Origin of the sequence: Faecalibacterium sp. HTF-F (assembly GCF_023347535.1) — a bacterium.
In the GTDB taxonomy this organism is placed as follows: Bacteria; Bacillota; Clostridia; order Oscillospirales; family Ruminococcaceae; genus Faecalibacterium; species Faecalibacterium wellingii.
This window is the reverse complement of the sequence record NZ_CP094473.1, coordinates 2,141,397-2,167,238: the sequence shown is the minus strand read 5'-3', so window position 1 is coordinate 2,167,238 and position 25,842 is coordinate 2,141,397. Positions and strand designations below refer to the sequence as shown.

24 protein-coding genes and 1 other annotated feature are annotated in these 25,842 nt (G+C 58.4%); of the genes, 7 read left to right on the top strand and 17 right to left on the bottom strand.

The annotated features are described in order from the left end of the window. Window positions 1-8: 8 nt before the first annotated feature. The 7 genes from MTP37_RS10305 to glgB all read right to left on the bottom strand — a co-directional run bounded on the left by MTP37_RS10305 (window position 9) and on the right by glgB (window position 11,324). Window positions 9-1,040 (bottom strand): ABC transporter permease, encoded by a 1,032-nt coding sequence (locus tag MTP37_RS10305; protein WP_249237196.1) that lies wholly within the window; start codon window positions 1,038-1,040, stop codon window positions 9-11. Further along, window positions 1,040-1,981, bottom strand: coding sequence for an ABC transporter permease (locus MTP37_RS10300; RefSeq protein WP_249237195.1), 942 nt, complete (start codon window positions 1,979-1,981; stop codon window positions 1,040-1,042). Before MTP37_RS10300 ends, MTP37_RS10305 begins: the two co-directional genes overlap by 1 nt. Window positions 1,982-2,782: 801 nt before the next feature. Continuing rightward, on the bottom strand, window positions 2,783-4,816 hold the full coding sequence (locus tag MTP37_RS10295; protein ID WP_249237194.1) for an ABC transporter substrate-binding protein: 2,034 nt from the start codon (window positions 4,814-4,816) through the stop codon (window positions 2,783-2,785). A gap of 148 nt (window positions 4,817-4,964) precedes the next feature. Beyond that, the gene (locus tag MTP37_RS10290; protein ID WP_249237193.1) at window positions 4,965-6,281 is read right to left on the bottom strand and encodes a 4Fe-4S dicluster domain-containing protein; all 1,317 of its coding nucleotides are present in this window, start codon (window positions 6,279-6,281) and stop codon (window positions 4,965-4,967) included. Between the two features lie 3 nt (window positions 6,282-6,284). Further along, the gene (gene tig, locus MTP37_RS10285) at window positions 6,285-7,259 is read right to left on the bottom strand and encodes a trigger factor (protein ID WP_249237192.1); all 975 of its coding nucleotides are present in this window, start codon (window positions 7,257-7,259) and stop codon (window positions 6,285-6,287) included. A 59-nt stretch (window positions 7,260-7,318) separates the two neighbouring features. After that, a complete protein-coding gene (locus tag MTP37_RS10280; protein WP_249237191.1) occupies window positions 7,319-9,238 on the bottom strand; it encodes a hypothetical protein in 1,920 nt (639 codons plus the stop codon). Between the two features lie 136 nt (window positions 9,239-9,374). After that, window positions 9,375-11,324, bottom strand: a complete 1,950-nt coding sequence (glgB, locus tag MTP37_RS10275; protein ID WP_249237190.1) for a 1,4-alpha-glucan branching protein GlgB — start codon at window positions 11,322-11,324, stop codon at window positions 9,375-9,377. A gap of 236 nt (window positions 11,325-11,560) precedes the next feature. Here glgB and MTP37_RS10270 point away from each other — a divergent pair, with 236 nt between their 5' ends. The 3 genes from MTP37_RS10270 to MTP37_RS10260 all read left to right on the top strand — a co-directional run bounded on the left by MTP37_RS10270 (window position 11,561) and on the right by MTP37_RS10260 (window position 14,166). Further along, complete coding sequence (locus tag MTP37_RS10270) at window positions 11,561-12,916, top strand: alpha-amylase family glycosyl hydrolase (protein ID WP_249237189.1); 1,356 nt, start codon at window positions 11,561-11,563, stop codon at window positions 12,914-12,916. 82 nt (window positions 12,917-12,998) lie between these two features. Beyond that, window positions 12,999-13,517 carry a transcription repressor NadR gene (locus MTP37_RS10265; RefSeq protein WP_249237188.1) on the top strand — a complete coding sequence of 173 codons (519 nt, stop codon included), beginning with the start codon at window positions 12,999-13,001 and terminating at the stop codon, window positions 13,515-13,517. Between the two features lie 97 nt (window positions 13,518-13,614). Then, window positions 13,615-14,166: a TetR/AcrR family transcriptional regulator gene (locus MTP37_RS10260; RefSeq protein ID WP_249237187.1), complete on the top strand. Its 552-nt coding sequence runs from the start codon at window positions 13,615-13,617 to the stop codon at window positions 14,164-14,166. 312 nt (window positions 14,167-14,478) lie between these two features. Here MTP37_RS10260 and asnB read toward each other — a convergent pair whose 3' ends face one another. Beyond that, entirely contained in the window at window positions 14,479-16,065 is a 1,587-nt protein-coding gene (gene asnB / locus MTP37_RS10255) for an asparagine synthase B (protein ID WP_396344139.1), read from the bottom strand. A gap of 54 nt (window positions 16,066-16,119) precedes the next feature. Beyond that, window positions 16,120-16,382 (bottom strand) — a binding site (T-box leader). A 14-nt stretch (window positions 16,383-16,396) separates the two neighbouring features. Continuing rightward, complete coding sequence (locus tag MTP37_RS10250; protein ID WP_249237186.1) at window positions 16,397-16,882, bottom strand: Fur family transcriptional regulator; 486 nt, start codon at window positions 16,880-16,882, stop codon at window positions 16,397-16,399. Window positions 16,883-17,232: 350 nt separating this feature from the next. On the opposite strand from MTP37_RS10250, the gene MTP37_RS10245 reads away from it, so the two are divergent. Further along, complete coding sequence (locus MTP37_RS10245; RefSeq protein WP_249237185.1) at window positions 17,233-17,892, top strand: GntR family transcriptional regulator; 660 nt, start codon at window positions 17,233-17,235, stop codon at window positions 17,890-17,892. Window positions 17,893-18,049: 157 nt separating this feature from the next. Here the strand turns inward: MTP37_RS10245 and MTP37_RS10240 are convergent, their stop codons facing one another. From MTP37_RS10240 to rpmG, 8 genes are all read right to left on the bottom strand, one after another. Further along, window positions 18,050-19,186 (bottom strand): aldo/keto reductase, encoded by a 1,137-nt coding sequence (locus MTP37_RS10240; protein WP_249237184.1) that lies wholly within the window; start codon window positions 19,184-19,186, stop codon window positions 18,050-18,052. A gap of 401 nt (window positions 19,187-19,587) precedes the next feature. Further along, window positions 19,588-19,962 (bottom strand): 50S ribosomal protein L7/L12, encoded by a 375-nt coding sequence (gene rplL, locus MTP37_RS10235; RefSeq protein WP_005944525.1) that lies wholly within the window; start codon window positions 19,960-19,962, stop codon window positions 19,588-19,590. Window positions 19,963-20,034: 72 nt separating this feature from the next. After that, on the bottom strand, window positions 20,035-20,550 hold the full coding sequence (gene rplJ, locus MTP37_RS10230) for a 50S ribosomal protein L10 (RefSeq protein WP_249237183.1): 516 nt from the start codon (window positions 20,548-20,550) through the stop codon (window positions 20,035-20,037). Window positions 20,551-20,827: 277 nt separating this feature from the next. Next, a complete protein-coding gene (rplA, locus tag MTP37_RS10225) occupies window positions 20,828-21,520 on the bottom strand; it encodes a 50S ribosomal protein L1 (RefSeq protein WP_005944523.1) in 693 nt (230 codons plus the stop codon). 57 nt (window positions 21,521-21,577) lie between these two features. Then, window positions 21,578-22,003, bottom strand: a complete 426-nt coding sequence (gene rplK, locus MTP37_RS10220; protein ID WP_118551709.1) for a 50S ribosomal protein L11 — start codon at window positions 22,001-22,003, stop codon at window positions 21,578-21,580. Window positions 22,004-22,139: 136 nt separating this feature from the next. Next, window positions 22,140-22,673 (bottom strand): transcription termination/antitermination protein NusG, encoded by a 534-nt coding sequence (gene nusG / locus MTP37_RS10215; protein ID WP_249237182.1) that lies wholly within the window; start codon window positions 22,671-22,673, stop codon window positions 22,140-22,142. Window positions 22,674-22,703: 30 nt separating this feature from the next. Further along, on the bottom strand, window positions 22,704-22,955 hold the full coding sequence (secE, locus tag MTP37_RS10210; RefSeq protein WP_249237181.1) for a preprotein translocase subunit SecE: 252 nt from the start codon (window positions 22,953-22,955) through the stop codon (window positions 22,704-22,706). A gap of 16 nt (window positions 22,956-22,971) precedes the next feature. Further along, window positions 22,972-23,121 (bottom strand): 50S ribosomal protein L33, encoded by a 150-nt coding sequence (gene rpmG, locus MTP37_RS10205; RefSeq protein ID WP_005920501.1) that lies wholly within the window; start codon window positions 23,119-23,121, stop codon window positions 22,972-22,974. Window positions 23,122-23,429: 308 nt separating this feature from the next. On the opposite strand from rpmG, the gene MTP37_RS10200 reads away from it, so the two are divergent. From MTP37_RS10200 to MTP37_RS10190, 3 genes are read left to right on the top strand one after another with little or no spacing between them, the layout of a single operon-like run. Continuing rightward, window positions 23,430-24,521 (top strand): D-alanine--D-alanine ligase family protein, encoded by a 1,092-nt coding sequence (locus tag MTP37_RS10200; RefSeq protein WP_249237180.1) that lies wholly within the window; start codon window positions 23,430-23,432, stop codon window positions 24,519-24,521. Next, a complete protein-coding gene (gene murI, locus MTP37_RS10195; protein ID WP_249237179.1) occupies window positions 24,514-25,341 on the top strand; it encodes a glutamate racemase in 828 nt (275 codons plus the stop codon). The genes MTP37_RS10200 and murI overlap by 8 nt, the downstream gene beginning before the upstream one ends. A gap of 14 nt (window positions 25,342-25,355) precedes the next feature. Next, the gene (locus MTP37_RS10190) at window positions 25,356-25,832 is read left to right on the top strand and encodes a YwiB family protein (protein ID WP_249237178.1); all 477 of its coding nucleotides are present in this window, start codon (window positions 25,356-25,358) and stop codon (window positions 25,830-25,832) included. The last annotated feature ends 10 nt before the right edge of the window (window positions 25,833-25,842 follow it).

Here is a 25,842-nt window from a genome sequence, read left to right as displayed (position 1 = left end):
TCCCCTCCTTACTGCAGATGATTCTTCGGGTCGGCGGCGTCCGAGAAGGCGTTGCCGATCAGGTAGAACGCAATGGTGACAAAGCTCAGGATGAGGGTGGGGTACAGCAGCTGGTAGCGCAGCCCGGCCTGCATCATCACCTTGCGGCCATCGTTGACCAGATTGCCCAGCGAAGGCGTCTCCACCGAAAGCCCGAGGCCGATGTAGGTGATGAACACCTCGTTGCCGATGGCTTCCGGGATGGTGAGGGCCATGCGCAGCATGATGACCGAGACGAGATAGGGCAGCAGGTTGCGCAGTACGATGCGCACAGTGGGTGTGCCGAGGCAGCGGGACGCTACATTATAATCCCGGTCGCGGATAATGAGGATCTGGTTGCGGATGAAGCGTGCCATTTCGATCCAGCCCTTGATGGCCATGCCAAGGACCATGGTCCAGATGCTGGGCGTTGCTACGTAAGAGATCAGGATCAGCACAATGGCGGTGGGGATGTTATCAAAGATGTTGTACAACTCGGTGAACACGGGATCCAGTCCACGCACATAGCCCCACAGCACACCGGCGGTGATGCCCACCACCGCTTCAATGAGGGCCACGAAAAAGGCGATGGTCAGGCTGGTGCGTGCACCGGCCCAGATGCGTGCCCACAGGTCCTGCCCGATGGAGTTGGAACCCCAGATAAAGCCGTCCTGCCCGGGGGCAATGTTGCGGTACTGGATGCCGGTGGCGGGGTCCACGGCGCAGAGGTTCGGGTCTGCCTGACCGGGCAGGTGGGGCTGGATGAAGGCAAAGGCCACCACAGCTGCCAGTGCCACCAGCAGAACCACCGCGAACCTGTTCTTGAAAAAGGCGCGGAAGGTGCTGCCCCAGTAGCTGTAGTTGGAGCTGGCAGTGGCTTCGGCCTGCGCCTCGCTGAACCCGGCGGGGGTGAACAGCTCGTCTTCGGGCAGAGCCTCCCATCCGGCAGTGTGTTGTGCCTGCGCGGCGTTGAGCTTGTCTTCCAGCAGCCGGGAGCGTTCACGTTTGAGAAAAGAGAGCATCAGCGGCCACCTTCCTTCCTGCCAAAGTGGATGCGGGGGTCCAGGAGAACCATGAGCACATCGCCTAAAATCAGGCCGATAATACCCACGCAGGCATACAGCAGCACGATGCCCTGCACCATGGTGTTGTCGTGGCGCTGCACGCAGGTGACCAGCAGACCGCCCATGCCCGGGATGCTGTACAGGCTCTCGATGTAAATGGAGCCGACGACAGTGTTCAGAAATGCGGAGGGGATGTACTGCACCAGCGGCACCATGGCGTTGCGGAAGATGTGATGCAGGGCAATGCCGCTCTCGCTCACGCCCTTGGCCCGGGCCAGCTTTACGTAATCCTTGTTGCTTTCGTCCACCATGTAGCGGCGCAGCCACATGGCGTAGAACGCAAGGTTTGCAAGGCTCATGCTGCACACCGGCAGCACCCAATAGTGCCAGTTGGCGGCATCGAACAGCAGGCCCACGCCCATGGCGGTGGTGCCGTACATCTGAATGTACAAAAAGTACACGGCGGCAGGCACGGCCTGAATGAGCACGATGACGGCTGTGCCCAACTTATCCGGCCAGCGGCCCTTGCACCGGCCCATGAGCAGGCCCAGCGGGATGCCGAAAATCAGGCTGAGCAGCATGGCCAGCACACCCATTTCGATGGAAATGGGCAGCTTCTGGGCAAGGATCTTGGTCACGGGAGCGTTGAGCTTGTAAATGTGGCTCACGCCCAGATCACCGTGCAGTGCGTCCCGCCAGAAATGACCGATCTGCACCGGCAGCGGGTCCAGCAGACCCATGGACTGCAGTCCGGCCTGGATCTGTGCCTCGGTCATTTTTTCGTAGTTGGCAAAGTAGCCCTCTACCGGCATGAGCCGCAGCAGGCAGAACACCAGCGTCACGATGATGAACAGGGTCAGAATCGAGCGCCCGATGCGTTTTGCGAGATATGGCACCATCGCTGTGCACCTCACTTTTCGATTGAAATACAGATACCTATAGAATACCGCAATTTTTTACGTTTGGAAAGGGATTTGTGAGTTTTTGCGGGAAAATGGGGTGAGGAACGATTCAAAATAGCTTCCGCTTGCGCTCTGGCCATATTCAGCGGAAAAAATATTTTTAATTCGCGTTTGTCGCGGCCTGCGGGAACTTGTCGGGGCGAGGCCCCTCCATCTGCTAACGCAGACCGCTCCTCCGCTTAAAAGCCCCACTGGGGCTTTTATTGCTGCGCAACCGCGACCTACTCCAAACGCTGCTTTCACCAGTGGGGTCGTAGACCGGAAACAGTAGATGCACACTTTACCGACCTTGCCCTCTCCGTCAGCGGCCTCGCCCTCTCAGTCATCGCTGCGCGATGCCAGATTCCCCTTTTTGTCACCTGCGGTGACATCCGTTCCCCTCTTTGTCACCTACGGTGACATTTCTCCCCGGCCGGGGAGAATCTGTCCCGGCCGGGGGAAGTCTTTCCTCAAAGGGGGAGCCCTTGGCAGTCCACGCAAAGTTCATCTCTTTGCCAGGGCCTCTCCCTTTGGGAGAGGTGGATGCGAACGCAGTAAGCGGACGGAGAAGGCTAGCCCGCTCCCCGCAGCGCGGATGTTTCCGCAGGAAACCAGCGCTGCAAATGCCGCTTTCCTCCACGACTCTACCCGTGAAAATGCAATGCCGGACAGCCCGCAGGCTGCCCGGCATTGCTCTGATTAAAATAATTCTTCCGCTATTTATGCGTAAAGCGAACGCGGAGCGCATTTTAAACCGTTTTATCGCGCGTCGCGGTTCTGGTTGTACTCCTCCATGGAAACGTAATGGTCGAGGATGTGCACGCCCTTCAGGCGGTTGGTGGACAGGCCCGTGGGAGCGTACTGGCCTTCCCACAGGTTCAGGCGGGTGGCGATGTACGGCGGCACCGGCATCCCCAGCGGGATGACCAGCGCGTTCTGGATGAGGAAGGCTTCGGCATCCGCAAAGGCGTCATACCGGGCATCCAGATCCTCGGTGATGGTCTTTGCCTTCTCCACCAGAGACATGTACTGCATCACAAGTTCGGCGGTCTCGCCGGTCACGATGCCGTCCTCCACGCCGGTGCGCAGGAAGCTGTAGCAGGTGCCGCGGTCGCCGGCTTCCTGATAGAAGGGGTACACCTCGGTCTCGGGGTCGGAGTAATCGGCACCCCAGTAGTAGGACATCAGCTGGTAGGCACCCACCCGGCGCACCGCGTTCAGGAAGTTGTCGGAGGGGCCCTGGGTGATGATGATGTTCACAAAGTCGAAGCCGTCGTTCAGCACGCTCTCCACCTGCTGCTTGAACACCTGACACTGCTTGTCCCAGTCCACCACGGCGGGGTTGTAGGGGTACTGCACCTTGATGGGGAAGGTGACACCGGCAGCCGTCAGTTCTTCCACTGCGGCATCGCGGTACTGTTTGGCGGTGGCTTCGTCAAAGAAATCGGACAGGTCTGCCAGCCCGCCGCACTCAGTATAATCCACGCCCTTGCTGTTGGCGCAGAAGGAAGGCGGGGTGATGGTGTGCAGCTTATAGTTTTCGTAGCCCTCGGGCGCAGTGACGGCCAGCGTGACGGAGGGATTGATGGCATACAGGAACGCCTTGCGGAAGTTGGTGGAGTTGATGGCTTTGGCCCAGTTGTCCGGCTCATATTCAGCGTCCACGCCGGTCACGGTCCAGTTGGAGAATTCGTGGCGGTAGGGCAGGAAGTTGAAGATGTAGAAATAGCTCTTGCCGGTCTCCGGGCGCTCCATGGACACCATATCTCTGGTGGTGTCATCGGCCAGCCAGCTGTCCAGAATGTCCGAGCTGATGGTGGCCTGATCGATCTCGCCGCGCTTGACCATCTCCGGGCCGCTGATGAGCTCTTCCTGATTGTAGATGTAGCGCACCGTATCGATATAAACGCTGTCGGCATCGTAGTTCTCGGGGTTTTTCTTCATCACCCAGTTTTCCAGCGGGGTGTACTCGGCCAGATAGAACGCGCCGCAGCTGCAGGCGGTCTCGGCACTGGTGCAGAACTGGTCGGCAAACTCCTCCAGCAGCGGGCCGTAGGCGGGCTCGTAGGGGGCGTAGCTCAACAGGCTGAGAAAACCCGGAAAATCAAAGTTCAGGGTGTAGGTCAGGGTGTGCTCGTCCACAGCTTTCACGCCCACGGTGTCAAAGTCCACAGCCGGATACTCGGTGGCAGTGCCGTCCGCAGCGGTGGCCGTCACAGTGCCGTTTGCATCGATGGCGTAGGTGGTGCCATCCTCGGCCACGGTGCCGTTGTTGGCGTTGTTGCGGTAGACACAGTAGTTGTAATAATCGTCTGCACCGGCCACATAGGGGGTGACAAGGCTTGCAGTGGAGGAAGCATAGTCCGGGTTCAGCACATAGGCCAGCGCATCCACAAAGTCCTGCGCGGTCACAGGACCCAGCACCTCGCCATTGCAGTCCACCCAGTTCTCGTCCCGCAGGTGGAAGGTCCAGGTCAGGCTGTCGGCGTCCCATTCCCACGCAGTGGCAAGGCCCTCCCGGATCTTGCCGCGGTTGTCGTATTCCACCAGTGTGTCGATGCACTGGGTGCCGTGGTAGAGGTCCGGGTCGGCAGAGCAGACCAGATAGTTCAGGGTGGCAGGCTGGCGGGAGTACAGCACGGTATAGGTGGAGCTGCTGCCGGAAGCGCCGGCGCCGCCGCCATTGGAAGCGGAGGAGCCGCCGCAGCTGCTCAGCAGACCGGCAGCTGCAGCAGAAAGGGCGGCTGCACCGCTGCCCTTCAGGAACTGACGGCGGGAAATGGAATGACGCATAGTGTGATCCCTCTTTCTTCTAGCTCTAGCATTTGTGTGCTCTGAAAAAAGGGAGTAACGGAACACACATCCGTTACCCCCTTTGTAACAGTCCATTGCCGCACAAAGGGCGGCTTTATGGTCAGTATAGCATTGAATCGATGCGCCGTCAATCGTTTTTCGGCGTAGCGGCTTCGGGTGTCTCGTCCGGCAGCATGGGCGCGGGCTTGGCAGGCGTCACGGCACTGATGACCGAACCGGCTGCAGCCGGGACAGCGGCTTCGGCGGGGACCGCTGCGGCCTCGGCAGAAACAGCGGCACCGGCCTCCTCCGCTGCCTTTGCGGCCTCCTCGGCAGCCTTTTTGGCCTCCCGCTCCTCCCGCAACTGCTTTGCCCGGGCGGCGGCTTCCTCCTGCCGCTTTTTGGTGCGTGCCTTGATGCGGCACACGGTGCACACGCCCTCCGCACTGTCCGGCGCAATGGGCTTGCCGCACTCTTTGCACAGGGTCTTGCGGCATTTGTAGATGCTCACCGGGCCAAGGGAGGTCAGCTGGCGCAGCTTCATGCCGTCGATGCCATGGTTGGAGCAGGATGCCACGCACACCTCGCACTCGCTGCACTTCCACGGCGTGATGACGATGCGGGTCTGGCCGTCGGGCAGGTCCTCCAGCTTCAGCGCACCGGCGCGGCAGGCCTTTTCACATTTGCCGCAGCCAAAGCATTTGTCGGTGAAGTTGGGCAGATAGTAGCCGTACTTCAGCGGCGTGTCCATGGCCGCTTTCAGCTGCTTTGTGCGCTGGTGCAGCAAAAGGCGGAAATCCACACCGCCGTCGTCCTCGCTGCGCAGGCCGGGCAGCAGCTGCAGCAGCTTTTTGGTGCCGCTCTTGGAGCCGTGGCTCACCTGCTCGAACATTTCGCGGCGGCTCAGCTCCTTTACGTGATAGGGCGCTTCGTCCTGCTCGTAGGCCAGCGTGAACCGTGCCTCGAACATGGGCTGACCAAAGAAATCCACAAGCCTTGTCAGCTCCTTGCGCAGCTGGGCGGCGCACAGGTCGTTCTCACACTCACCGCAGGGGGTCAGGTCCAGCACGATCTTTTTGTTCAGGGCAAGGTAGGCCAGCGTCTCCCATGTGAGGGCAGAGATGCAGGCGCGCACCATGGAATTTTTGCGGGTGGACTTTTCGCAGCCGATCCAGATGGTGTCATTGTCGGTATCGGCGGCAGAGGTGTCCCGCTGCACCTGCTCCGGCGAAGGGATGATGCAGCCGCTGCGGCAGGCAGAAACGCACAGGCCGCACTCGGTGCAGGGGTCCCAGTCCTTGACGAGGTTCGGGCGGGTAAAGATCTGTTCGCCATAGGGGCAGATATCCTTGCACTCGGTGCAGGGCTTGCGATGAGGATGCAGGTTCCAGCACTGGCGGCGGTTGATCTCGGGATGGGTAGTTTTCATCAGCATATCCATCGCGGTGCGTGTAAAAAAGCCCATAATTTACTCCCCTTCCACAACAGAAGTGATGTTTGCATGTTCGATCAGAAAGCGCTGTACCTTCTGGGTGGTCACGGCAGAGGCCACAGCGTCCCGGCTGAGCACTTTGCGGATCTCAGGCTCCGGGGTGTCGTGCAGCTTGGCAAGGCGGGCGTATTCGGCGTCCACCTCGGCGTTGGACACGGTGATCTGCTCTGCTTCGGCAATGGCCCGCACCGCAAGGATGCTGCGCATCTTGCGCTCCGCATCCCGGCGGAAGGCGGCACGCACCTCGTCCGGTGTGGTCTGGCCTGCCTTGCAGTACAGCTCCATGGTCATCTTGCTGCGGCGCAGCCGGTCGCGCAGGGCGTTCATGTCCCGCTCCGCGTTCTGATCCAGAACAGCGCCGTTCAGCTCTGCCGTCAGGTTCGCCCCGGCCATGTCCAGCAGGGCGGCACCGGCAATGCGGTCGGCGTTGGCCTCGTGGGAGCGGCGCTTCTTTTCGCGGATGCTCTCTTTCAGTGCGTCCACCGAGTCAAAGCCCAGTGTTCCGGCAAAGGCGTCGTCCAGCGGCACGGTCTGCTTTTGCTCCACGGTGTGCAGGGCAATGGCAAACTGTGCCGTTTTGCCGGAAAGCTCCGGCACCCGGAACTCGGCGGGGTAGGTAAAATCGAACCGGAAATCCTCACCTGCCTTGTGGCCGTAGACCGCGTTTTCGGCGGCGGGCATCAGCTGGCCGGTGCCCAGCACCACCGTGACGTTTTCCATCCGGCTGTCCGGGATGGGGACTCCGCCCAGAAACCCCTCAAAATCCAGCGTTACACGCATCCCGCGTGCGGCGGGCAGCTCCACCGGCACAAAGGGGGCATGGGTGCGGGTGAGGTTTGAGGCCTCCAGCTCCACGGCTTTTTCAGACACCGGGCGCACCCGGCGGGTAAAGTCCAGCCCTTTGTACTGGCCCAGCGTGACCTTGGGCAGGGCGTTTGCATTCTGTTCCATCGAAAAAGACTCCTTTTATCTCCAAAGTACAGGCGCAGACGGCCTGAGAAAACGGCAGCTTAAAGTCCATGCCCGGCAAGCCAGCTTTCTGCCACCTGCGAGAACATCTCGGGGTAGAGGGCATCCTCCTGCGCGAAGGCATCCAGATAATATTCCACCTCAGCCCGGTCGGCAGGCTCGGTGCGCTCCCACACGGTGAACACGGTGCCGTTGCCCATGTCAAAGCTGGCGGCCTGCGTAAAGTGTTCATCCCGCGCGGCGCAGAAGAGGGCGTTCCACCGGCCGGAAAGCTCGCCGCCGCTGACAAAGGTCTGAGGGAAGGGCTCTGCAGTGAGCACATACTTCGCCTCAAAGAACCGCACCGGGAACTCGTGGGTGCCCGGGATGGAGATGCCGGCGGCCAGCCTGCCCTGCAGCTGGATGTCCGGCAGGGCGGCATACTGGAACATGTCTGAGTTATACAGCATATCGTGGGGAATCATGTAGGCGAACTCGCCCTTTTCCGCATCGCAGTGGGTATCGATCCAGTCGTCCACGCGCTGGATCTGGGCGGCGTCGGTGCGGTCGTAGGTGAGCTTGTCCAGCCGGACGTACTCCGACACCGCCTTGAGGGGAAAGTGGTCCACCACAAAGCCCGGCAGGGCCACGGTGGTCAGCGGGGAACAGCGCACCGACATGGCAAACACCAGTGTGAAGGCCCAGTAGAAAAGCTTGAGCTTCCGGTGCTTCCGGATGCCCTCGGCCAGTGCGGCAGAACCGGTGAGGAACAGCAGCAGCCAACCCGGCACAAACAGCAGCATCTGGTGGGAACCGGTATTCTGCACCCGGGTGAACAGCAGAAGGCTCGTGAGCAGCTCCACACCCGCAAGACAGGGCAGGGCAGGCAGACGGCGTTTTGCGGCAAACCACAGCCCCAGCCCGATGAGGATGAAGTTCAGCAGGCCGATGCGCAGGGTCTGTGCGGCCAGCTCCAGCGTGATGCCGCCGAAGTTATAGTAGGAGTAGCGCCCGGCGTAATCAAAGCCGAGGATCTTGCGCACCATGGGCAGCAGAAGCAGCACCATGGCCCCGGCGGCGCACAGGCCGAACACGGCCAGCCGGACGAGGCGGTGCACAGCCCGGGACTGCTGGCCGCTTTTTGCCAGCCGCACACTGGATACCACCAGCAACAGGACGTAGGCGAAGCAGTAGCCCACCACAAAGTATAAGTACCACCGCCGTGTGAGGATGACCCCCGCCGTGGCGGCAAAGATCAGCAGACAGCGGGGCAGATCGATGCGGTCAAAGCAGTAGTCCAGCGTGAGCAGCAGGAGCATGAAGGCGAAGATGAGCCCGAACCAGTCCGGCTGGCCCAGCATGGCAGACATGCGCAGGAACGGGAAGGTGACGCACCAGGAAAAGCCGATGAGGAAATACCAGCGGGTATTTTTCACCCGCAGCAGCTGCCCGGCTTTGCACACCAGTCCAGCCAGCAGTACCAGCAGGCTGGGCAGGACGCTGAACAGCTGACAGAATGCGTAGTCGTCACCGGTCTTGCCGCTCAGGCAGAACGGGAACTCGGTGAACAAGGGGATGAAGTTGGTGTAGTCCTCAGTGATGGAATCGAGGAGGAACCGGAAGCCTGCGCCTGTGCTCTGGGCAAAGGCAGCTTCGGCGTTATACTGCTTTAAAATGTAGTTCACATAGTCCCAGTAGTAGAGGAAGGTGCGGCTGCCCAGCGCCCAGAAAAAGCAGAGCGCCGCCACAGCCCAGACGCCCACCAGCACCGCCTTGTGGAACAGGTCCAGCTCCACACCGGCCCGGCGCAGCACCAGCAGCGCCAGTGCAAACAGCGCTGCATCGCACCACAGGCTCAGCAGCGGGAAAAACAGGCCGCTGCCCGGTGCGGCAAGGCTGAATACGATAAGCGCCAGCGCCCCGGCAGCAAGGCCCAGCCAGACCTTGCCAAGGGCAGACAGACGGGAAACGATTCCATTCATCCCCAAAAACCTCTCAGTTGCAGAATATCACAGCTACAGTATAGCAAGCAAAATCTGCACTGTCCAGCCGCAGGGCGCGGAAAACAGCAAAATGTCCCGCAGCTTTCAAAGCATACAGGACATTTTGAGGTGAATATTACTTGCTGGAATTTGAAGCGGTCTTTGTGCTGCGGGCGCTGCGGCGCTTTTGCGCCATGGCTTTATTAGCGCTGATGCGGGCGGCGTCCGGGTTCGGGGCTTCCGGGGTCAGCCGCAGCAGGCAGCTCCCCATGGCGGGCAGGTCGATGGTGAGGGTGTAATCCCGGCCATAGACGCCGCCGTCGGTGGTGTGCAGGCTGGTCTTGCGGCGTCCCTTGAGCGCACCGCCCCACTCGGGGGACTCGGTGTTCAGCACCTCCTCGGCACCGCAGGGGAACCGGAGGTAGAGGGGGAACTTTTTCTGGGCGTGATCCTGCGTGTTCATGATGCACAGCAGGCTCTGGCCCTGTCCCTTGCGCAGCCATGCGTACACGCCCTCGCTGCGGCTCTCGCAGGCCACCCACTCAAAGCAGTCGGGGTTGTACTCGCCATCGTAGAGGGCGGGTTCGGTGGAGTAGACCCGGCTCAGGTGGGCAAAGTATTTCTGGAAGGCATCGTGGAAGGGATATTTCAGCAGATCCCAGTCCAGCTCCCGCTTTTCGTCCCACTCCCGGAAGTGCCCCATCTCGTTGCCCATGAAGTTCAGCTTCTTGCCCGGGTGCATATACATATAAAAATACAGGGTGCGCAGCTGGGCGCATTTTTCCGCGTAGGTGCCCCACAGCTTATCGATGATGGTCTTTTTGCCGTGCACCACCTCGTCGTGACTCAGCGCCAGCAGATACAGCTCGTTGTAGAAGTAATGCATGCTGAAAACGATCTTGCCGTAGGCATTCGGACGCTCGCCGAAGGGGGTGGCAAAATAGTCCAGTGTGTCGTGCATCCAGCCCATGTCCCACTTGTAGTCGAAGCCCACGCCGTCGTAGCGGGTGGGAGCTGTCACCTTGAGGAAGTTGGTGGAGTCCTCTGCCATGTAGATGCCGGTGGGCCAGCGCTCGTTCAGGCCGTGGTTCAGGCTGCGCAGAAAGTTCACAGCCCCCTCGTTCACGCCGCGGTTCGGGTCTCCCTGCCAGTACAGCGCGCGGGAAATGGCGTCCATGCGGATGCCGTCGCAGTGGTACACGTCCATCCACAGGGCAGCGGCACTGTTCAAAAAGCTGCACACCTCCCGGCGGTAGTAATTGAAGTTGCAGGTGCCCCACTCGCTGTGGCCCACATCGCTGTCGTACTCGTAGAGGTAGGTGCCGTCAAACTTTGCCAGAGCGTCGGCGTTGGCGGCAAAGTGCACCGGCACAAAGTCCATGATGACGCCGATGCCCATGCGGTGGCAGGCGTTGACGAAGCCGGCAAACTGGGCGGGGGTGCCGTAGCGGCTGGTGACGGAAAAATAGCCGGTGGTCTGGTAGCCCCAGCTGCCGTCAAAGGGATGCTCTGCCAGCGGCAGCAGCTCCACATGGGTAAAGTGATGGTCCAGCAGCCAGGGAATCAGCTCCTTGGCCAGCTCCTCATAGTTGTACCAGCCGTCTGAGCCATCGGCCTCCTTGCTGCCGGGCTTGTGCCGCCAGCTGCCAACGTGCATCTCGTAGATGTTCAGCGGGCGGTTGCGGCATTTGTCGCGGCGCTCCATCCATGCGCTGTCGTCAAAGTGAAAGTCCAGCTTTATCAGACGGCTGGCTGTGCCCGGCCGCAGCTCGGTGGAAAATGCGTAGGGGTCGCTGCGCATCACCACACTGCCGTCGGCACCATGCACCCGGTATTTATAAAGGTCGCCCTCTGTAAGGCCGGGGACGAATGCGCTCCACACGCCGGTATCGGCTTTTTCCATGGGCACGCCTGCCTCCCAGCCGTCGAAGCCGCCGCAGACCTCCACTGCCGTGGCACCGGGGGCCCACACCGCAAAGCGCCACCCTTCGGTGCCGTTGTCGGAGCAGGGATGGGCACCAAGGATGCGGTAGGCATCAAAGCAGTCTCCATTGAAGAATTCACGGGGAATGGCGGGGTAATTCATGCAAAGATCTCCTTACATTCTATGATGAGCAGTGCCCGGCGGCACTGCATGTGATACAGGTATTTGGGCAATATATCCAATAAAAACAAGGCGAAATGGGGCACAGTAGCCGATATTCTTGTCGATTCTTGACAAAAATCGGCAAATATTAACATATTTTACAGATTCTGTGCTATACTATTCCTGCCGCTGCAGTGGGCGGCGGCTGATTTTTTTGTATGGGAGCGGTATGAACAATGGCTTGGTATGACAACGCGGTATTCTATCACATCTATCCTCTGGGGCTGTGCGGCTGCGCACATGAGAACGACGGGCAGGCGGTGCCCGGCGCATTCGAGAAGCTGAACGCATGGGCGAAGCACGCAGCGGACCTTGGCTGCACGGCCATTTATATCGGCCCGCTGTTCGAGAGCGGCTCCCATGGCTACGACACCATCGATTACCGGCTGGTAGACCGCCGCATCGGCACCAATGAGGAGTTCCGGGACTTTGTGGCAGACTGCCATGCCCGGGGCCAGAAGGTGATCGTGGACGGCGTGTTCAACCATGTGGGCCGGGATTTCTTTGCGTTCCAGGACCTGAAGGCGAACCGCGAGAACGCCCGCTATAAGGACTGGTTCTGCGATGTGAATTTCTGGGGCAACAACGAGTACAACGACGGCTTTTCCTACGGCAACTGGGGTGGCTACAATCTGCTGGTCAAGCTGAACCAGCGCAACCCGGAGGTGCAGAACTACCACTACGAGACCATCCGCTTCTGGGTGGATGAATTTGACATTGACGGCATCCGTCTGGACGCCGCCGACGTGCTGGACTTTGACTTCATGCGGGGGCTGCGCCGCCTTGCCAATGAGGTAAAGCCCGAGTTCTGGCTCATGGGCGAGGTGATCCACGGGGATTACAGCCGCTGGGCAAACCCGGAGATGCTGCACTCGGTGACCAACTACGAGCTGCACAAGGGCCTGTGGAGCGGCCACAACGACCACAACTATTTCGAGATCGCCCACACCATGCGCCGTCTGCAGGGCCTGTGCCACGATACCCGGCTGTATCTGTTCTCGGACAACCACGATGTGGAGCGGCTGCCCAATAAGCTGCGCAACCGGGAGCACATCCGTCACATTGCAATTCTAGTATATACGCTTTGGGGCATTCCGTCCATCTATTATGGCTCAGAATTTGGCATTGAAGGCAAAAAAGAGTGGGGAAGCGACTGGCCGCTGCGTCCCTGTCTGGAGCTTTCCGACTTCAAGGACGCTGAGACCACCAACCCTGTCACCAGCGTGTATGCCGCACTGGGCAGACTGAAGGCGGAGCTGCCGGAGCTGACCGACGGCGAGGTGAAGGAGCTGCAGCTCACCACCCAGTGCTATGCCTTTGCCCGGGTGCTGGATGGAAAGGCCTGCGTCGTGGTGCTGAACAACGGCGACAGTCCCGCACAGCTGGAATTCCAGCTGCCGGTGGAGGCTTCCGGGGCCGTTGACCTGCTGGCGGATACCGTGGGCGCACAGCCTGTTCTGACCAGCATGGAGTGGGGCCGCATGAAGGTGCAGCTGCCCTCCAATTATGCTACCATCCTGCAGCTGGAATAAAGGGCTGGCTTCTTGCACAAACCGCCGTGTTTTGCTACAATAGAGCAGGAATGCAGAAATGCGGAAAGGAAGCCTGAGACCTATGAACGCAGCGCAGCGCAGAGAAGCCATCCTGAACCGGCTCAGCGGGGCCGAGACCCCGGTCAGTGCCAGTGCCCTGGCGGCACAGCTGGGGGTATCCCGTCAGATCGTGGTGGGGGATGTGGCTCTGCTGCGGGCAGGCGGCGCACAGATCGATGCAACGCCCCGGGGCTATCAGCTGCATCCGGCCCAAAAGGGCTATGTGGGCATTCTGGCCTGCGTGCACAGCACCGAGGAAGAGATGCGCACCGAGCTGTACACCATTGTGGATCAGGGCGGCATCGTGGTGGATGTGGCTGTGGAGAACAGCCTGTATGGTGAACTGCGGGGCAACCTGAACCTTGCCAGCCGCTATGATGTGGACAACTTTATCCAGCAGGCAAAAAATACGCCGGAAAGCCTGCTGAGCCGCATGACCAGCGGCGTGCACCTGCATACACTGCACTGCCCGGATGCCGACAGCTTTGAGCGCATCCGGCAGGCGCTGGACGAAAAAGGCATCCTGTACCGCAAGGAGTGACGCGGAGGGGGGATAGCCCCAGTATAAAAAAGGCTGAGGGCCTTGTCTATCCGCAAAACAGGAAAATGGTTGGATAATCAACAGAATTGCAAAAGAGGTGGATTTTCTGGATATTCGCATTGAAAAAACGGAGCGTGCCATCAAGCAGGCATTCATGGAGCTGCGGGCGCAGAAACCGCTGGAAAAGATCAAGGTCAAGGAGCTGTGCGATCTGGCCTGCATCAATAAGTCCACCTTTTATGCCCATTATCAGGATATCTATGCGCTGGCCAACGCCATGGAGGACGAAATGGTGGAGGTGGTGGTGGAAAGTCTGCCGCAGCTGACCGCCAGTGATGTGAGCGAGCGCACCGAGTGGCTGACCCGGGAAATGTTCCGGGCCTTTACCCGGAATCAGAACGAGATCAGCATCCTGTTTTCCGGCTCCCGGCAGGGACTGTTCATCAACCGGGTGGAAGCGGCCATGTGCAAATGCATCTCGGAGCGAGACCCTTCGTTTGATGCCGATGTGGTGCGCAAGATCGTGCTTTCCTTCTGCGTGCAGGGCTGCTACTACACCTTCACCAGCTACTGCGGCCAGATGGACGAAAAGCGTCTGGTGGCGCTGCTGGCGTCCATTGCCCGTGCGGCGCAAAAAATCAGGATGTAACAAATCAGAATGCCCGCCGCGTGCGCTTTGGGCGTGAATAGCGGAAAAATAATTTTAACAGAGCAATGCCGGGCGGTCTGCGGACCGCCCGGCATTGCATTTTCACAAGAGGGGGCGTAACTGGAAGCGGCATCTTTTTCCCTGTGCAGATGTTCCCGTAGGGAATAGGTACAGAAGATGCAGTTTGCCTTTCGGACTCCTTCGGTGAAAAAGCAGTTCAGCAAAGCCTGCAGGCTTTGCTGAACTGCAAACTATAAAAACTTTATTTCCGCTAAAGATGGCCAGAGCGCAGCGGAGGCCATTTAAAATCAATTACACACCGGAAGCGCCGTAGTTTGCCAGCACGCGGGCAGAGGGGTCGTTGACGTTGCAGTTGGGCCATGCCTTGTTGGGCATCCAGAAGCCCACGATGGTGCGGCTCTGGTCGTGGTAGTACTTCTCGAAAATTTCGCGGTAGAACAGGCTTTCCTTGGTGAACGGCATGCAGTGGGCCGAATAGTTCGCCCGGCGCAGCTGGAACTCCTCGTCGGTGTAAAGGCTCTCGGCATACTCCTTGATATCATCCACCATGCTGTGGCCCACGGCATCCGAGAAGGCAGCCTTCTCGCGCCACAGGATCTCCGGCGGCAGCCAGTCGCCCTCAAAGGCCTTGCGCAGCAGGTACTTGCCCTTGCCGTAGCTGTTCAGCTTCTTTTCCGGGTCGATGGCCATGACGTAGCGCACAAAATCCAGATCCCCAAAGGGCACGCGGGCCTCGATGCTGTTGGAGGAGATGCAGCGGTCGGCCCGCAGCACATCGTACATGTACAGCTCCCGGATGCGCTTCTGGCTTTCCTGCTGGAAGGCGTCGGCGGTGGGGGCGTAGTCGGTGTACTTGTAGCCGAACAGCTCATCGGAGATCTCACCGGTCAGCAGCACCCGGACATCGGTCTGCTCGTGGATGGCCTTGCACAGCAGGTACATGCCCATGCTGGCACGGATGGTGGTGATGTCCCAGGTGCCCAGCAGACGGATGACCTCTTCCAGACTGTTGATGACCATGTCCCGGTTGATGATGATCTCGTGGTGCTCGCTGCCCAGATATTCAGCGGTCTGGCGCGCATACTTCAGGTCAATGGCGTCGGTGTCCATGCCGATGGCAAAGGTGCGGATGGGCTTGTTCAGCTTCTTGGCGGCAATGGAGCACACCAGCGAGGAATCCAGACCGCCGGAAAGCAGGAAGCCTACCGGGGCATCTGCGTCCAGACGCTTCTCCACGCCTGCGATCAGCTTTTCGCGGATGTTCCGCAGCACGGTGTCCATATTGTCCTGCATGGGAGCGGGCACATCGGCGATATCCTCATAGCGGACGAAGCGGCCATCGCAGTAGTAGCTGCCGATGGGGAAGGGACGGATGTCGTCGCACCAGCCAATGAGGTTCTGCATCTCGGAGGCGAAGGCGATCTGGTGGCTGGACTTGGAGTAGCCGTAGAACAGCGGACGGATGCCGATGGGGTCGCGGGCGGCGATGAGCCGGTCCTTGCGGGAATCGTACATGATGAGCGCGAACTCGGAATCCATGTGGCGGAACATATCCAGACCATACTCATAGTACAGCGGCAGCAGGATCTCACAGTCGCAGTCCGACTGGAATTTGTAGCCCCGGCGCTTCAGAACTTCTTTTTCAAAGCGGAAGCCGTACAGCTCGCCGTTGCACACCACGCAGTCGGCACCGCGGTAGAACGGCTGCATGCCTTCCGGCGTCAAGCCCATGATGGCAAGGCGGCCAAAGCCCATCAGACCGAAAGGCCCTTCCACCACACGCTGGTCGTCCGGGCCGCGCATAACCGTGCGCAGCAGGTATTCCTTGAATTTGGCGGCACTCAGATCGTGCCCGGTATAGCCCATAACACAACACATATTTCTTACCCCTCTTTTTTCAATAAAAAAATACGGCAGCTCATTCATCCCAATTGCTAGGACGAATATGCTGCCGTATCCGTGGTGCCACCTAAATTACCGGCATAAAACCATGCCAGTCACTTTTGTGCGCTCTCCCCGTTGAAAGCACTGCCGCGATAACGAGCGGCGCACGTCTGCCCCTACTGCTGCACAAACAGGTTCAGGGGGAAGCTCACGGGTGTTCGTTCGGGCTTCGTCCTCTGCGCGGCTCCCAGCTGCCCGCACTCTCTGAAAGAGGACATTGAAACCTTACTTTTCCCGGTCAACGCTTTTTCTTGCCTGCATTGTATCACGGCTTTTTGTCCGTGTCAACACAGCAGGCGCATTTTTGTGCGGTTTGATCAGCAGAGTCGGACTGTTCCGCTTTTTGGGCACAGTGACGGCACAAACCATACAAAACGCTGCCCTCGCACTGCAGGGTAAAGCCGTGCTCTGCCATTAGATGGGCGCGCACCTCGTCCATGAAGTGGCAGTCCAGATGATAGATGCGTCCGCACTGCACGCATTTGAGGTGCAGATGCTCCCGGCAGTGGCGGCCCTCGTCCACGTATTGGAACACGGCTTTTTCGCCCTTGTCGGCTACGTATTTCATGATGCGCTGCTCCCCGGCCAGCTTGTCCAGATAGCGGTACACCGTGGTGGGGTTGGGGCTTGCGCCCTGTGCTTCCAGATGCTCCAGAATGTTGGAAGCACTCACCGCGTGCTGCCGGTTGTTGATGAGATAATCTAAAATCAGTTGACGGGTCTTGGTATTGTAGCCGTCGCTTCGTGCCATAAGAGAGATCCACACCCTTTTCGTTATTTTATTCATTGTAGCATATTTTTGTGTTGGATGCAAAAGAACCGGGCCAAAAGAAGCGGCATTGGCTACAAGCACAAAAAACGTTGTTGATTTTAGCAAAAAATAAGACATGAAAATTAGCAAAAACGGAAAACGCACCAAAGTTCGCAAAAAAGTATTGTAATAATTGCCCTGTTATGAAATAATAGAACTGGAATACTACTTGGATTGCAGCAAGAATACAAGAGTGCTTTTGAAGAAGAAAAAGCATGCGCTCCAAAGTATTATAGGAGAAGAAACCTTTTTCATTGCAAAGGAAAAAGGGAATAGGAGTTGTGCAAAATATGAAAGAAACGGAGTCGCAGACCAAACTGAGCCTGAAGCTGCAGGCGTACCAGTACCTCAAGACCAGGATCCTGAACTGCGAGTACCGGCCCAATGAATTCCTGAACGAGCAGAAGCTCTGTGCGGAAATGGGCAACATCAGCCGCACTCCCATGCGGGATGCTCTGGGCCGTCTGGAGCAGGAGGGGCTTATCACCATCCTGCCCAAAAAGGGCCTGATGGTATCCGGCATCACCGAAGAGGACGTGCACAGCATGTTTGAAATGCGTTTGCTGGTGGAGCCGTATGCCCTGCGTACTTATGGCAGCAGCATCCCGCGGGAGCAGCTGGAGGCGTTTGCTGAGCTGATGCATCACCCGGACCGCATCACCGACTTCTGCGAGTCGGACGATGCGTTCCATGAACTGCTCATGAGCACCCTGCCCAATAAGTACCTGCGCTCGGCTTACGACCGCATCACCGGCCTGAACACCCGGTTCCGTATCATGACCGGCAAGGTGAGCATGATCAATCAGGAGCAGACCTGTGACGAGCATCTGGAAATTCTGGATGCCGCGCTGGCGGACAACTGGGATCTGGCTGCGGATTCTCTGCAGCATCACCTGGAGCTGGCCCGCGATAAGGCGGAGGGCGTCATCAAGGTCATCCGGCTGTGGTAAAAACTGCATAAAAAAGACCGTTGCACGAAAAAACGTGTGACGGTCTTTTTGTTATGAGACTCCCCCAGTCGCCTGCGGTGACAGCCCCCTCAGAGATGGGGCCTTAAAGCCTCCCTCTTTGAGGGAGGTGGCATCGCGTCAGCGATGACGGAAGGAGTTACAGTGCATCCAGCTCCTTTTGCAGCTGTGCCAGCGAATCGCGGATGGGCAGCTTTTGCGGGCAGACTGCCTCACATTTGCCGCAGCGCACGCAGTGCAGGGCCTTTTCGCTGTCCGGGAAGCACTCGGCCCACTGGGTCTTAATGGCATCCTTCTGCCCGAACATGCCCAGCTTGTTCCAGATGCTGAAATTGTCCGGGATGTCCACCCCCATGGGGCAGGGCATACAGTACCGGCAGCCGGTGCAGCCGACCTTGATACGGCGGTGCAGCTCGTCGGCAACGCTTTCCACGGCGGCATTTTCGGCAGGGGAGAGCGGCTGGAAAGAGCCAAAGGTAGCCAGATTGTCGGTCAGCTGCTCCTCGGCGCTCATGCCGGACAGGATAACATGCACGTTGTTGTGGCTGCCCACCCAGCGCAGCGCCCAGGAGGCATCGGAGGCATCCGGACGCAGGGCGTGCAGCGGTGCGGCGGCGTCTGCAGGCAGAGACGCCAGCGTGCCGCCCTTGACGGGCTCCATGATGATAAGAGGCACGCCGCATTCTTCGGTCAGCTGATAGCCCCGGTCACCGGAGATCTCCTCGGCACGGTCGTCCCGGTCCAGATAATTGTATTGCAGCTGGCAGAAATCCCACGGCTGGTCGCGCAGAATGTACTCAAACCCGGCAGAGTTGTCATGACAGGAAAATCCAAAGTTCCGGATGCGTCCTGCAGCCTTCTGCTGCCACAGCCAGTCCACAAGGCCCACGGCTTTTGCCTTTTCGTACCGTGCTCTGTGCAGGGAGTGCAGCAGATAGAAGTCGATGTATTCAACGCCAAGCCGCTGGAACTGTTCTTCAAAAATGCGCTTGGCATCGTCCAGATTTTTGCAGCTCCACAGCGGCATTTTGGTGGCAAGATAAAAGCTGCTGCGGTCCCACCTGGCAATGACCCGGCCCACAAACGGCTCACTCTGGCCGTTGTGATAGGGATAGGCGGTATCGAAGTAGTTGACACCGGCGGCCTTGGCGGTGTTCAGCAGCGCTTCGGCGCGCTCTTCATCAATGGTGCCGTCGGCCTTGGTGGGAAAGCGCATACAGCCGTAGCCCAAAAGGGAAGTGCGGATATCGTTTTTGCTCCAGTTGCGGTATTCCATAGCTCTCTTTTGCGGCAGAGGGGGTAAAGGCTCTGCCGCTCCTCCTGTTGAGGATAGTATAGCATAGTTTTTGAATGCAGAAAAGATACGACGATGACGATTTAGAATGCCCTCCTCTTCGCTCTGGGCATAAATAGCGGAAATCATATTTTTAGATATTTGCAGCTCCGAAACGACTGCGGTCGTTTCGGAGCTGCTTTTTCACCATAGAGTCGTAGCGTCAAATGCATTTTCCTACCGCACAGATGCCGCTTGCCTTTACCGCCCCTCCTGTGAAAAAGTGTTCAGAAAATGTCCGCAGACATTTTCTGAACACAAATCATCAAACAAAAAAGGTGCCCGCACCTTTCGGTACGGGCACCTCATTGTTCAAGAATGAACGACTCTCAGAAGAGGTTCAATTACTTGACCTCGACCTTAGCGCCAGCCTCGGTCAGCTTCTTCTGGATGTCCTCAGCCTCAGCCTTGGAGACCTTCTCCTTGACAGCCTTGGGAGCGCCATCGACGATAGCCTTAGCTTCCTTCAGGCCCAGACCGGTGATCTCCTTCACCAGCTTGATGACCTGCATCTTGGTAGCGCCAGCCTCAGCCAGGATGACGTCGAACTCGGTCTTCTCTTCCTCAGCGGCAGCAGCAGCGCCAGCAGCAGCGGGAGCAGCAGCAGCAACAGCGGAAACACCGAACTCTTCGCAGTAAGCGTCGATCAGTTCCTTCAGCTCCAGAACGGACAGCTCCTTAACGGAGTCGATGATGGCAGTAATCTTCTCAGAAGCCATAGTAGTAACCCTCCAATATCAATGGTTTTGTTTGTTGATTTCAGAATTGTTTAAGCAGCAGTCACGCGGCCATCAGGCAGCGGGCTCCTCCTGCTTGTCGGCATAAGCCTGCATTGCAACGGCCAGACCAGACAGAGTGCTGGTGAGGGCGCCTGCGAACATGGACAGCATGCCTTCGCGGTTGGGCAGCTTTGCGATTGCGTTGGTCTCAGCTGCATTCATGACCTTGCCTTCCATGAAGCCAGCCTTCACGACGAACTTCTTGGACTTATCGCCATCCTGATACTTGCACAGGATGCGGGCAGCGGACATGGGATCCTCTTCGTGAGCAAAAGCGATAGCGGTATCGCCCTTGAACTGCTCAGCCAGGCCCTCCAGAGAGGTACCCTTGACAGCCAGACGCAGCATGGTGTTCTTCACGACCATGTAATCGACGCCTGCCTCACGCAGCTCCTTACGGAGCTTGGTGTCGTTCTCGACGTTAATGCCGCCGTAAGCGACGACGCAGCCGGAAACCGCACTCTCAAACTTTGCCTTCAGATCAGCGACATAAGCCTGCTTTTCAGAAAGAATCTTTGCACTGGGCATTCGGTTTCACCTCGTTTCAAAAACTTGTATCGAAAACCGGAGCAAGTATGAAAAAAGCCTCTTTCCCGCACTTGGTCGAGAAAGAGGCATAAAACAACTTTACGCACGTTTCTCGGCAGGCGGCATAGCCTTACACTGGACTCCAGTACCTGCTGTCTCAAAAACAGCATGATCATTTTACCGCAAACGTGCGGAGTTGTCAAGTCTTTTTTGAAATTTCCTGACAAAATTTTTCTGCCGTCCATACAAACGGCAGAAAAACGATCAGAACTTCAAATCAGACACCGTACTTCAGGGTGTTCAGACGGATGCCAGGGCCCATGGTGGTGGCGATGGTAGCGCTCTTGAAGTAGGTACCCTTTGCTGCAGCGGGCTTTGCCTTGGCAATAGCCTCCATCACAGTGTCCAGGTTGGCGTACAGCTTCTCTGCACCGAAAGAAGCCTTGCCCACGGGCACATGGATGATGTTCTGCTTGTCCAGACGGTACTCGATCTTACCAGCCTTGGCCTCGGAAACAGCCTTGCCCAGGTCAGGAGCAACGGTGCCGGCCTTGGGGTTCGGCATCAGGCCGCGGGGGCCCAGGACCTTACCGAGACGGCCAACGCGGCCCATCATATCGGGAGTGGTCACGACGACGTCGAAATCCATGAAGCCGCCGGCGATCTTTGCGATCAGCTCGTCATCACCGACGATATCAGCGCCAGCAGCCTCAGCAGCAGCAGCAGCGGGGCCCTTGGCGATTGCGCAGACGCGGACGGTCTTGCCGGTGCCGTTGGGCAGAACGACAGCGCCGCGGACCTGCTGGTCAGCGTGACGGCCATCAACGCCCAGACGGACGTGCAGCTCAACAGTCTCGTCGAACTTGGCAGAAGCGGTCTTGCAAGCCAGCTCCAGAGCCTCGTTCACATCATATGCCTTAGTAGAATCGACCAGCTTTGCAGCGTCGACATAGTGCTTGCCATGTTTCATTGTATATCCTCCTGTGTGGTCATGCGGGCAGTGTTATGCCCTCCCACTGTTTATGTCTCAGCCCTCGACGGTGATGCCCATGGAACGGCAGGTGCCGCGGACCATGCTGCATGCAGCTTCCAGAGAAGCAGCGTTCAGGTCGGGCATCTTGGTCTTTGCAATCTCTTCCACCTGAGCGGCGGTCAGAGAAGCGACCTTCTCCTTGTTGGGCTTGCCGGAAGCGGTGTTGATGCCAGCGGCCTTCTTGATCAGAACGGCTGCCGGAGGAGTCTTGGTGATGAAGCTGAAGGAGCGGTCAGCGTAAACAGTGATGACGACGGGGATCACATAACCCATCTGGTTCTTGGTACGCTCGTTGAACTCCTTGGTGAAGGCCATGATGTTGACGCCCTTCTGACCCAGAGCAGGGCCAACAGGGGGAGCCGGAGTTGCCTTGCCGGCCTCGATCTGCAGCTTAATGTAGCCAGTAACTTTCTGTGCCATGATAAATGCACCTCCAAAAATCTGTGGTGAGTTGCGGTACGGTGTCTCCGTACCTCCCACGAGCATGTGCCCAATGCACACGCTCTATAAGAACCGCACTGCGGTCTTACCTTGGTAAACGTTCCTTGCCGGTTGGTTACGGCAGCTCGACCTGACCAAGCTCCACTTCTGCGGGAGTTTCGCGGCCGAACATGTTGACCTTGAGCTTCACTTTGAAGTTCTCGGTATCGATGGCCTCCACAAGGCCCATAAAGCCTTCCAGAGGACCGGCGGTGATCTGCACGGTGTCGCCGACAGCAAAGTCGACAGCCAGAGGTGCAGCCTTTTCTACGCCCATCTTCTCCACTTCTTCAGGGGAGAGGGGAACGGGCTTGGATGCGGGACCGACAAAACCGGTGCAGCCGCGCGTATTGCGCACCACATACCAGGTATCGTCGTTCATCACCATCTTGACCAGAACGTAGCCGGGGAACAGCTTGTGCTCCACCATCTTCTGCTTGCCGTTCTTGTCAATTTCGGGAACCATCTCGACGGGAACCTTGATATCGCAGATCAGATCCTGCAGATGACGGTTCTCCACCATGGTCTGCAGATCGTTTGCGACCTTGTTCTCATAGCCGGAATAGGTATGCACGACATACCAAAGTGCCTCATTGGATTGTTCTTCCATTTTGGTTGACCCTCCGTTTCAAGATGATTCTCAGGCGCCGATGATCAGGCCCAGGATGCCGCCGAAGATGGCATCCAGCAGGATCATCACGACCGCTGCGATGGCGACAGTGATGAGCACGACGATGGTGTTGGTCTTGACGTCCGCCTTGGACGGCCACACCACCTTCTTCAGCTCGCTCTTGGTGTCGCGGAAGAATTTGGAGACGCGTGCGCCAAAATTCTTCACAGCGGCCTTTGCTCTGGCCACAAAGCCCGGCTTGTTCTCGGTTTTGTCTGCCATGATGCGTCCGCCTTTCTTACTTGGTTTCGCGATGAACGGTGTGCTTCTTGCAGAAACGGCAATACTTCTTCATCTCGAGACGATCGGGGTTGTTCTTCTTGTTCTTCGTGGTGTTGTAGTTGCGCTGCTTGCACTCGGTGCAGGCCAGAGTGATTTTAACGGTCATTTGTTGACACCTCCATTATAACGGTCGTTTTGAACCTCCCTCGGGTTGCGGGTGGCATCTGTAAAACAGGCGCACTTAATAACCCCGCAAAAGAGGTGATATCATTGTATCACGCCGTTTTCCATCCGTCAAGCGGAAATTTGCGATTTTCAGAAAGTTTTCCTTAAAAAATCTCTCCAGACAGCGGCAGGCCTTTTGGCATTGTGCTTGCATCACGCGCATAGATATTGTATAATAAGCCAGAACGGCATTTTACCGGTTAGAACCCGCCCTGCTTCATGGGGCTTTATAAATAGGAGAGAGATATCATGCAGTCTGAAAAAATGTGCGTCGTCCTGCTGTTTGGCGGTATGTCCAGCGAGCACGAGGTCAGCCGCGTTTCGGTGGGCAACTTCGTCAACAACATTGATCGCGAAAAATATGAGACGCTTGCCGTGGGCATCACCAAGGAGGGCCGCTGGCTGTACACCGAGGCCACTGCAGCCCAGATGGCCGATGGCAGCTGGGAAGAGCTGGCAGGCAATATGCCCTGCGTCATCAGCCCGGACCGCGCCGACCATGGCATGATCCTGTTCACCCCGGAAGGCCATGTGGAAAAGGTGCATGTGGATGTGGTCATCCCGGTGCTCCATGGCCTGTGGGGCGAGGACGGCACGGTGCAGGGCCTGCTGGAGCTGGCCGGCATCCCTTACGTGGGCTGCGGCGTGCTGGCAAGCGCAGTGTGCATGGACAAAGCCGTGGCCAACGCTCTGTTTGAGGCCAACGGCGTGCCCCATACCAAGTGGGTGGCCGCGAACCGCTGGGAGATCGAGTCTGATCTGGAAGGTGTGTGCGACGGCGTGGAGCAGAAGCTGGGCTGGCCGGTGTTCGTCAAGCCCGCCAATGCCGGTTCCAGTGTGGGCATCTCCAAGGTGTCCAGCCGCGAGGAACTGAAGAAGGCCATCGACCTTGCACTGGAAAACGACCGCAAGGTGGTGTTTGAAGCCTTTGTGGACGGTCAGGAAGTGGAGTGCGCCGTCATCGGTTCCGACCCTGCCGTGGCGACCCGTCCCGGCGAGATCCTTGCCGGTGCCGAGTTCTACACCTATGATGACAAGTACAAGAACGGCGTCAGCCAGACCGTCATCCCGGCCCACCTGCCGGAGGCAAAGCTGGACGAGGTAAAGACCTACGCCGCCATGGCCTACACCGCCCTGAACTGCGAGGGGCTGGCCCGCTGCGACTTCTTTGTGGAGCACGGCACCGGCCGGGTGCTCATCAACGAGATCAACACCTTCCCGGGCTTCACGTCCATCAGCATGTATCCCAAGCTGATGGAGCACGAGGGCCTGCCGGTGCCGGCCCTCATCGACCGGCTGATCGCACTGGCTCTGGAAAGAAAGGAAAAGCAGCATGGATAATCGCCCCATCGGCGTGTTCGACAGCGGTCTGGGCGGGCTGACCGGCGTGCGGGAGCTGCGCAAGCGTCTGCCCCACGAGGAGATCATCTATTTTGGTGATACCGGCCGCGTGCCCTACGGAAGCCGCAGCCCGGAGACCATCCTGCAGTACGCCCGTCAGGATGTTGCGTTCCTGCTTTCGAAAGATGTAAAATGCATCATGGCGGCCTGCGGCACAGTGTCCAGCACCTACCCGGCTGCAGAGGCAGCCCGGCTGCCGGTGCCGTATCTGGGCGTGGTGGATGCCGCCGCCCGGGAAGCGGCCTTTTCCACCCGCAACCGCCGCATCGGCGTCATTGGCACGGCGGCGACCATCCGCTCCCGCAGCTATGAAAAGCTGCTGCGCCAGCTGGTGCCCGGTGTGGAGATCACCGCCCGGGCCTGTCCGCTGTTCGTTCCGCTGGTGGAAGCCGGTTATGTGGACCACAGCGAGGAGAGTCGGCAGCAGGTGACGAAGCTGGTCATTGCGCAGTACCTGACCGAGGTGCGGGATGCCGGGGTGGATACCCTCATTCTGGGCTGCACCCATTATCCGCTGCTCAAGACCATGATCGGTGAGTTCATGGGACGGAAGGTGACGCTGGTGGACCCCGCCAAGACTGCCGCCCATCATCTGGAACGGATGCTCTCGGAACGCGGCCTGAAAGCGGCGCAGGAGCATGAGGGACAGGCACATTTCTATGTCAGCGATGTGCCGGACAGCTTTGTGCAGACGGCAGACCTGTTTCTGGGCGAGTACAAGGGCGGCCCGGTGGAACAGATCGCCATTGACAAATATTGATAAGGAAAAGCAATGTGAGCAAACCGTTAAAGGAAGATTATATCATCCGCATCAAGAGCCGCATCGAGCAGCATGTGGAAGAACCTGCGGAGAAAGAAGAAAAGGAAGAGTTTGTGGAGCTGATGACCCGGGGCCAGTTCGTGCAGAAGGGCGGCAGCTACTACATTACCTATAAAGAAACGGAGACCACCGGCTACGAGGGCTGCACCACCACCCTGAAGATCGCCGCCGACGGAAGCCGGGTGGCCATGCTGCGCTTTGGCAAGGGCAGCGGGGCCGGTACCCAGCTGCTCATCGAAAAGGGCAAGCGCAACCTCTGCCATTACGAGACCGGCTACGGCTCCATGACGCTGGGCGTGACGGCTGACGAGATCATCTGCAGCCTGACCGAGAAGGGCGGCACTGCAAAGTTCGGCTATCTACTGGACGCCAACAGCGCTGAACTGGTGAGCCGCAACCGCCTGGAAGTGACCGTGACCCATGTGAACTGAGAATTTGAGA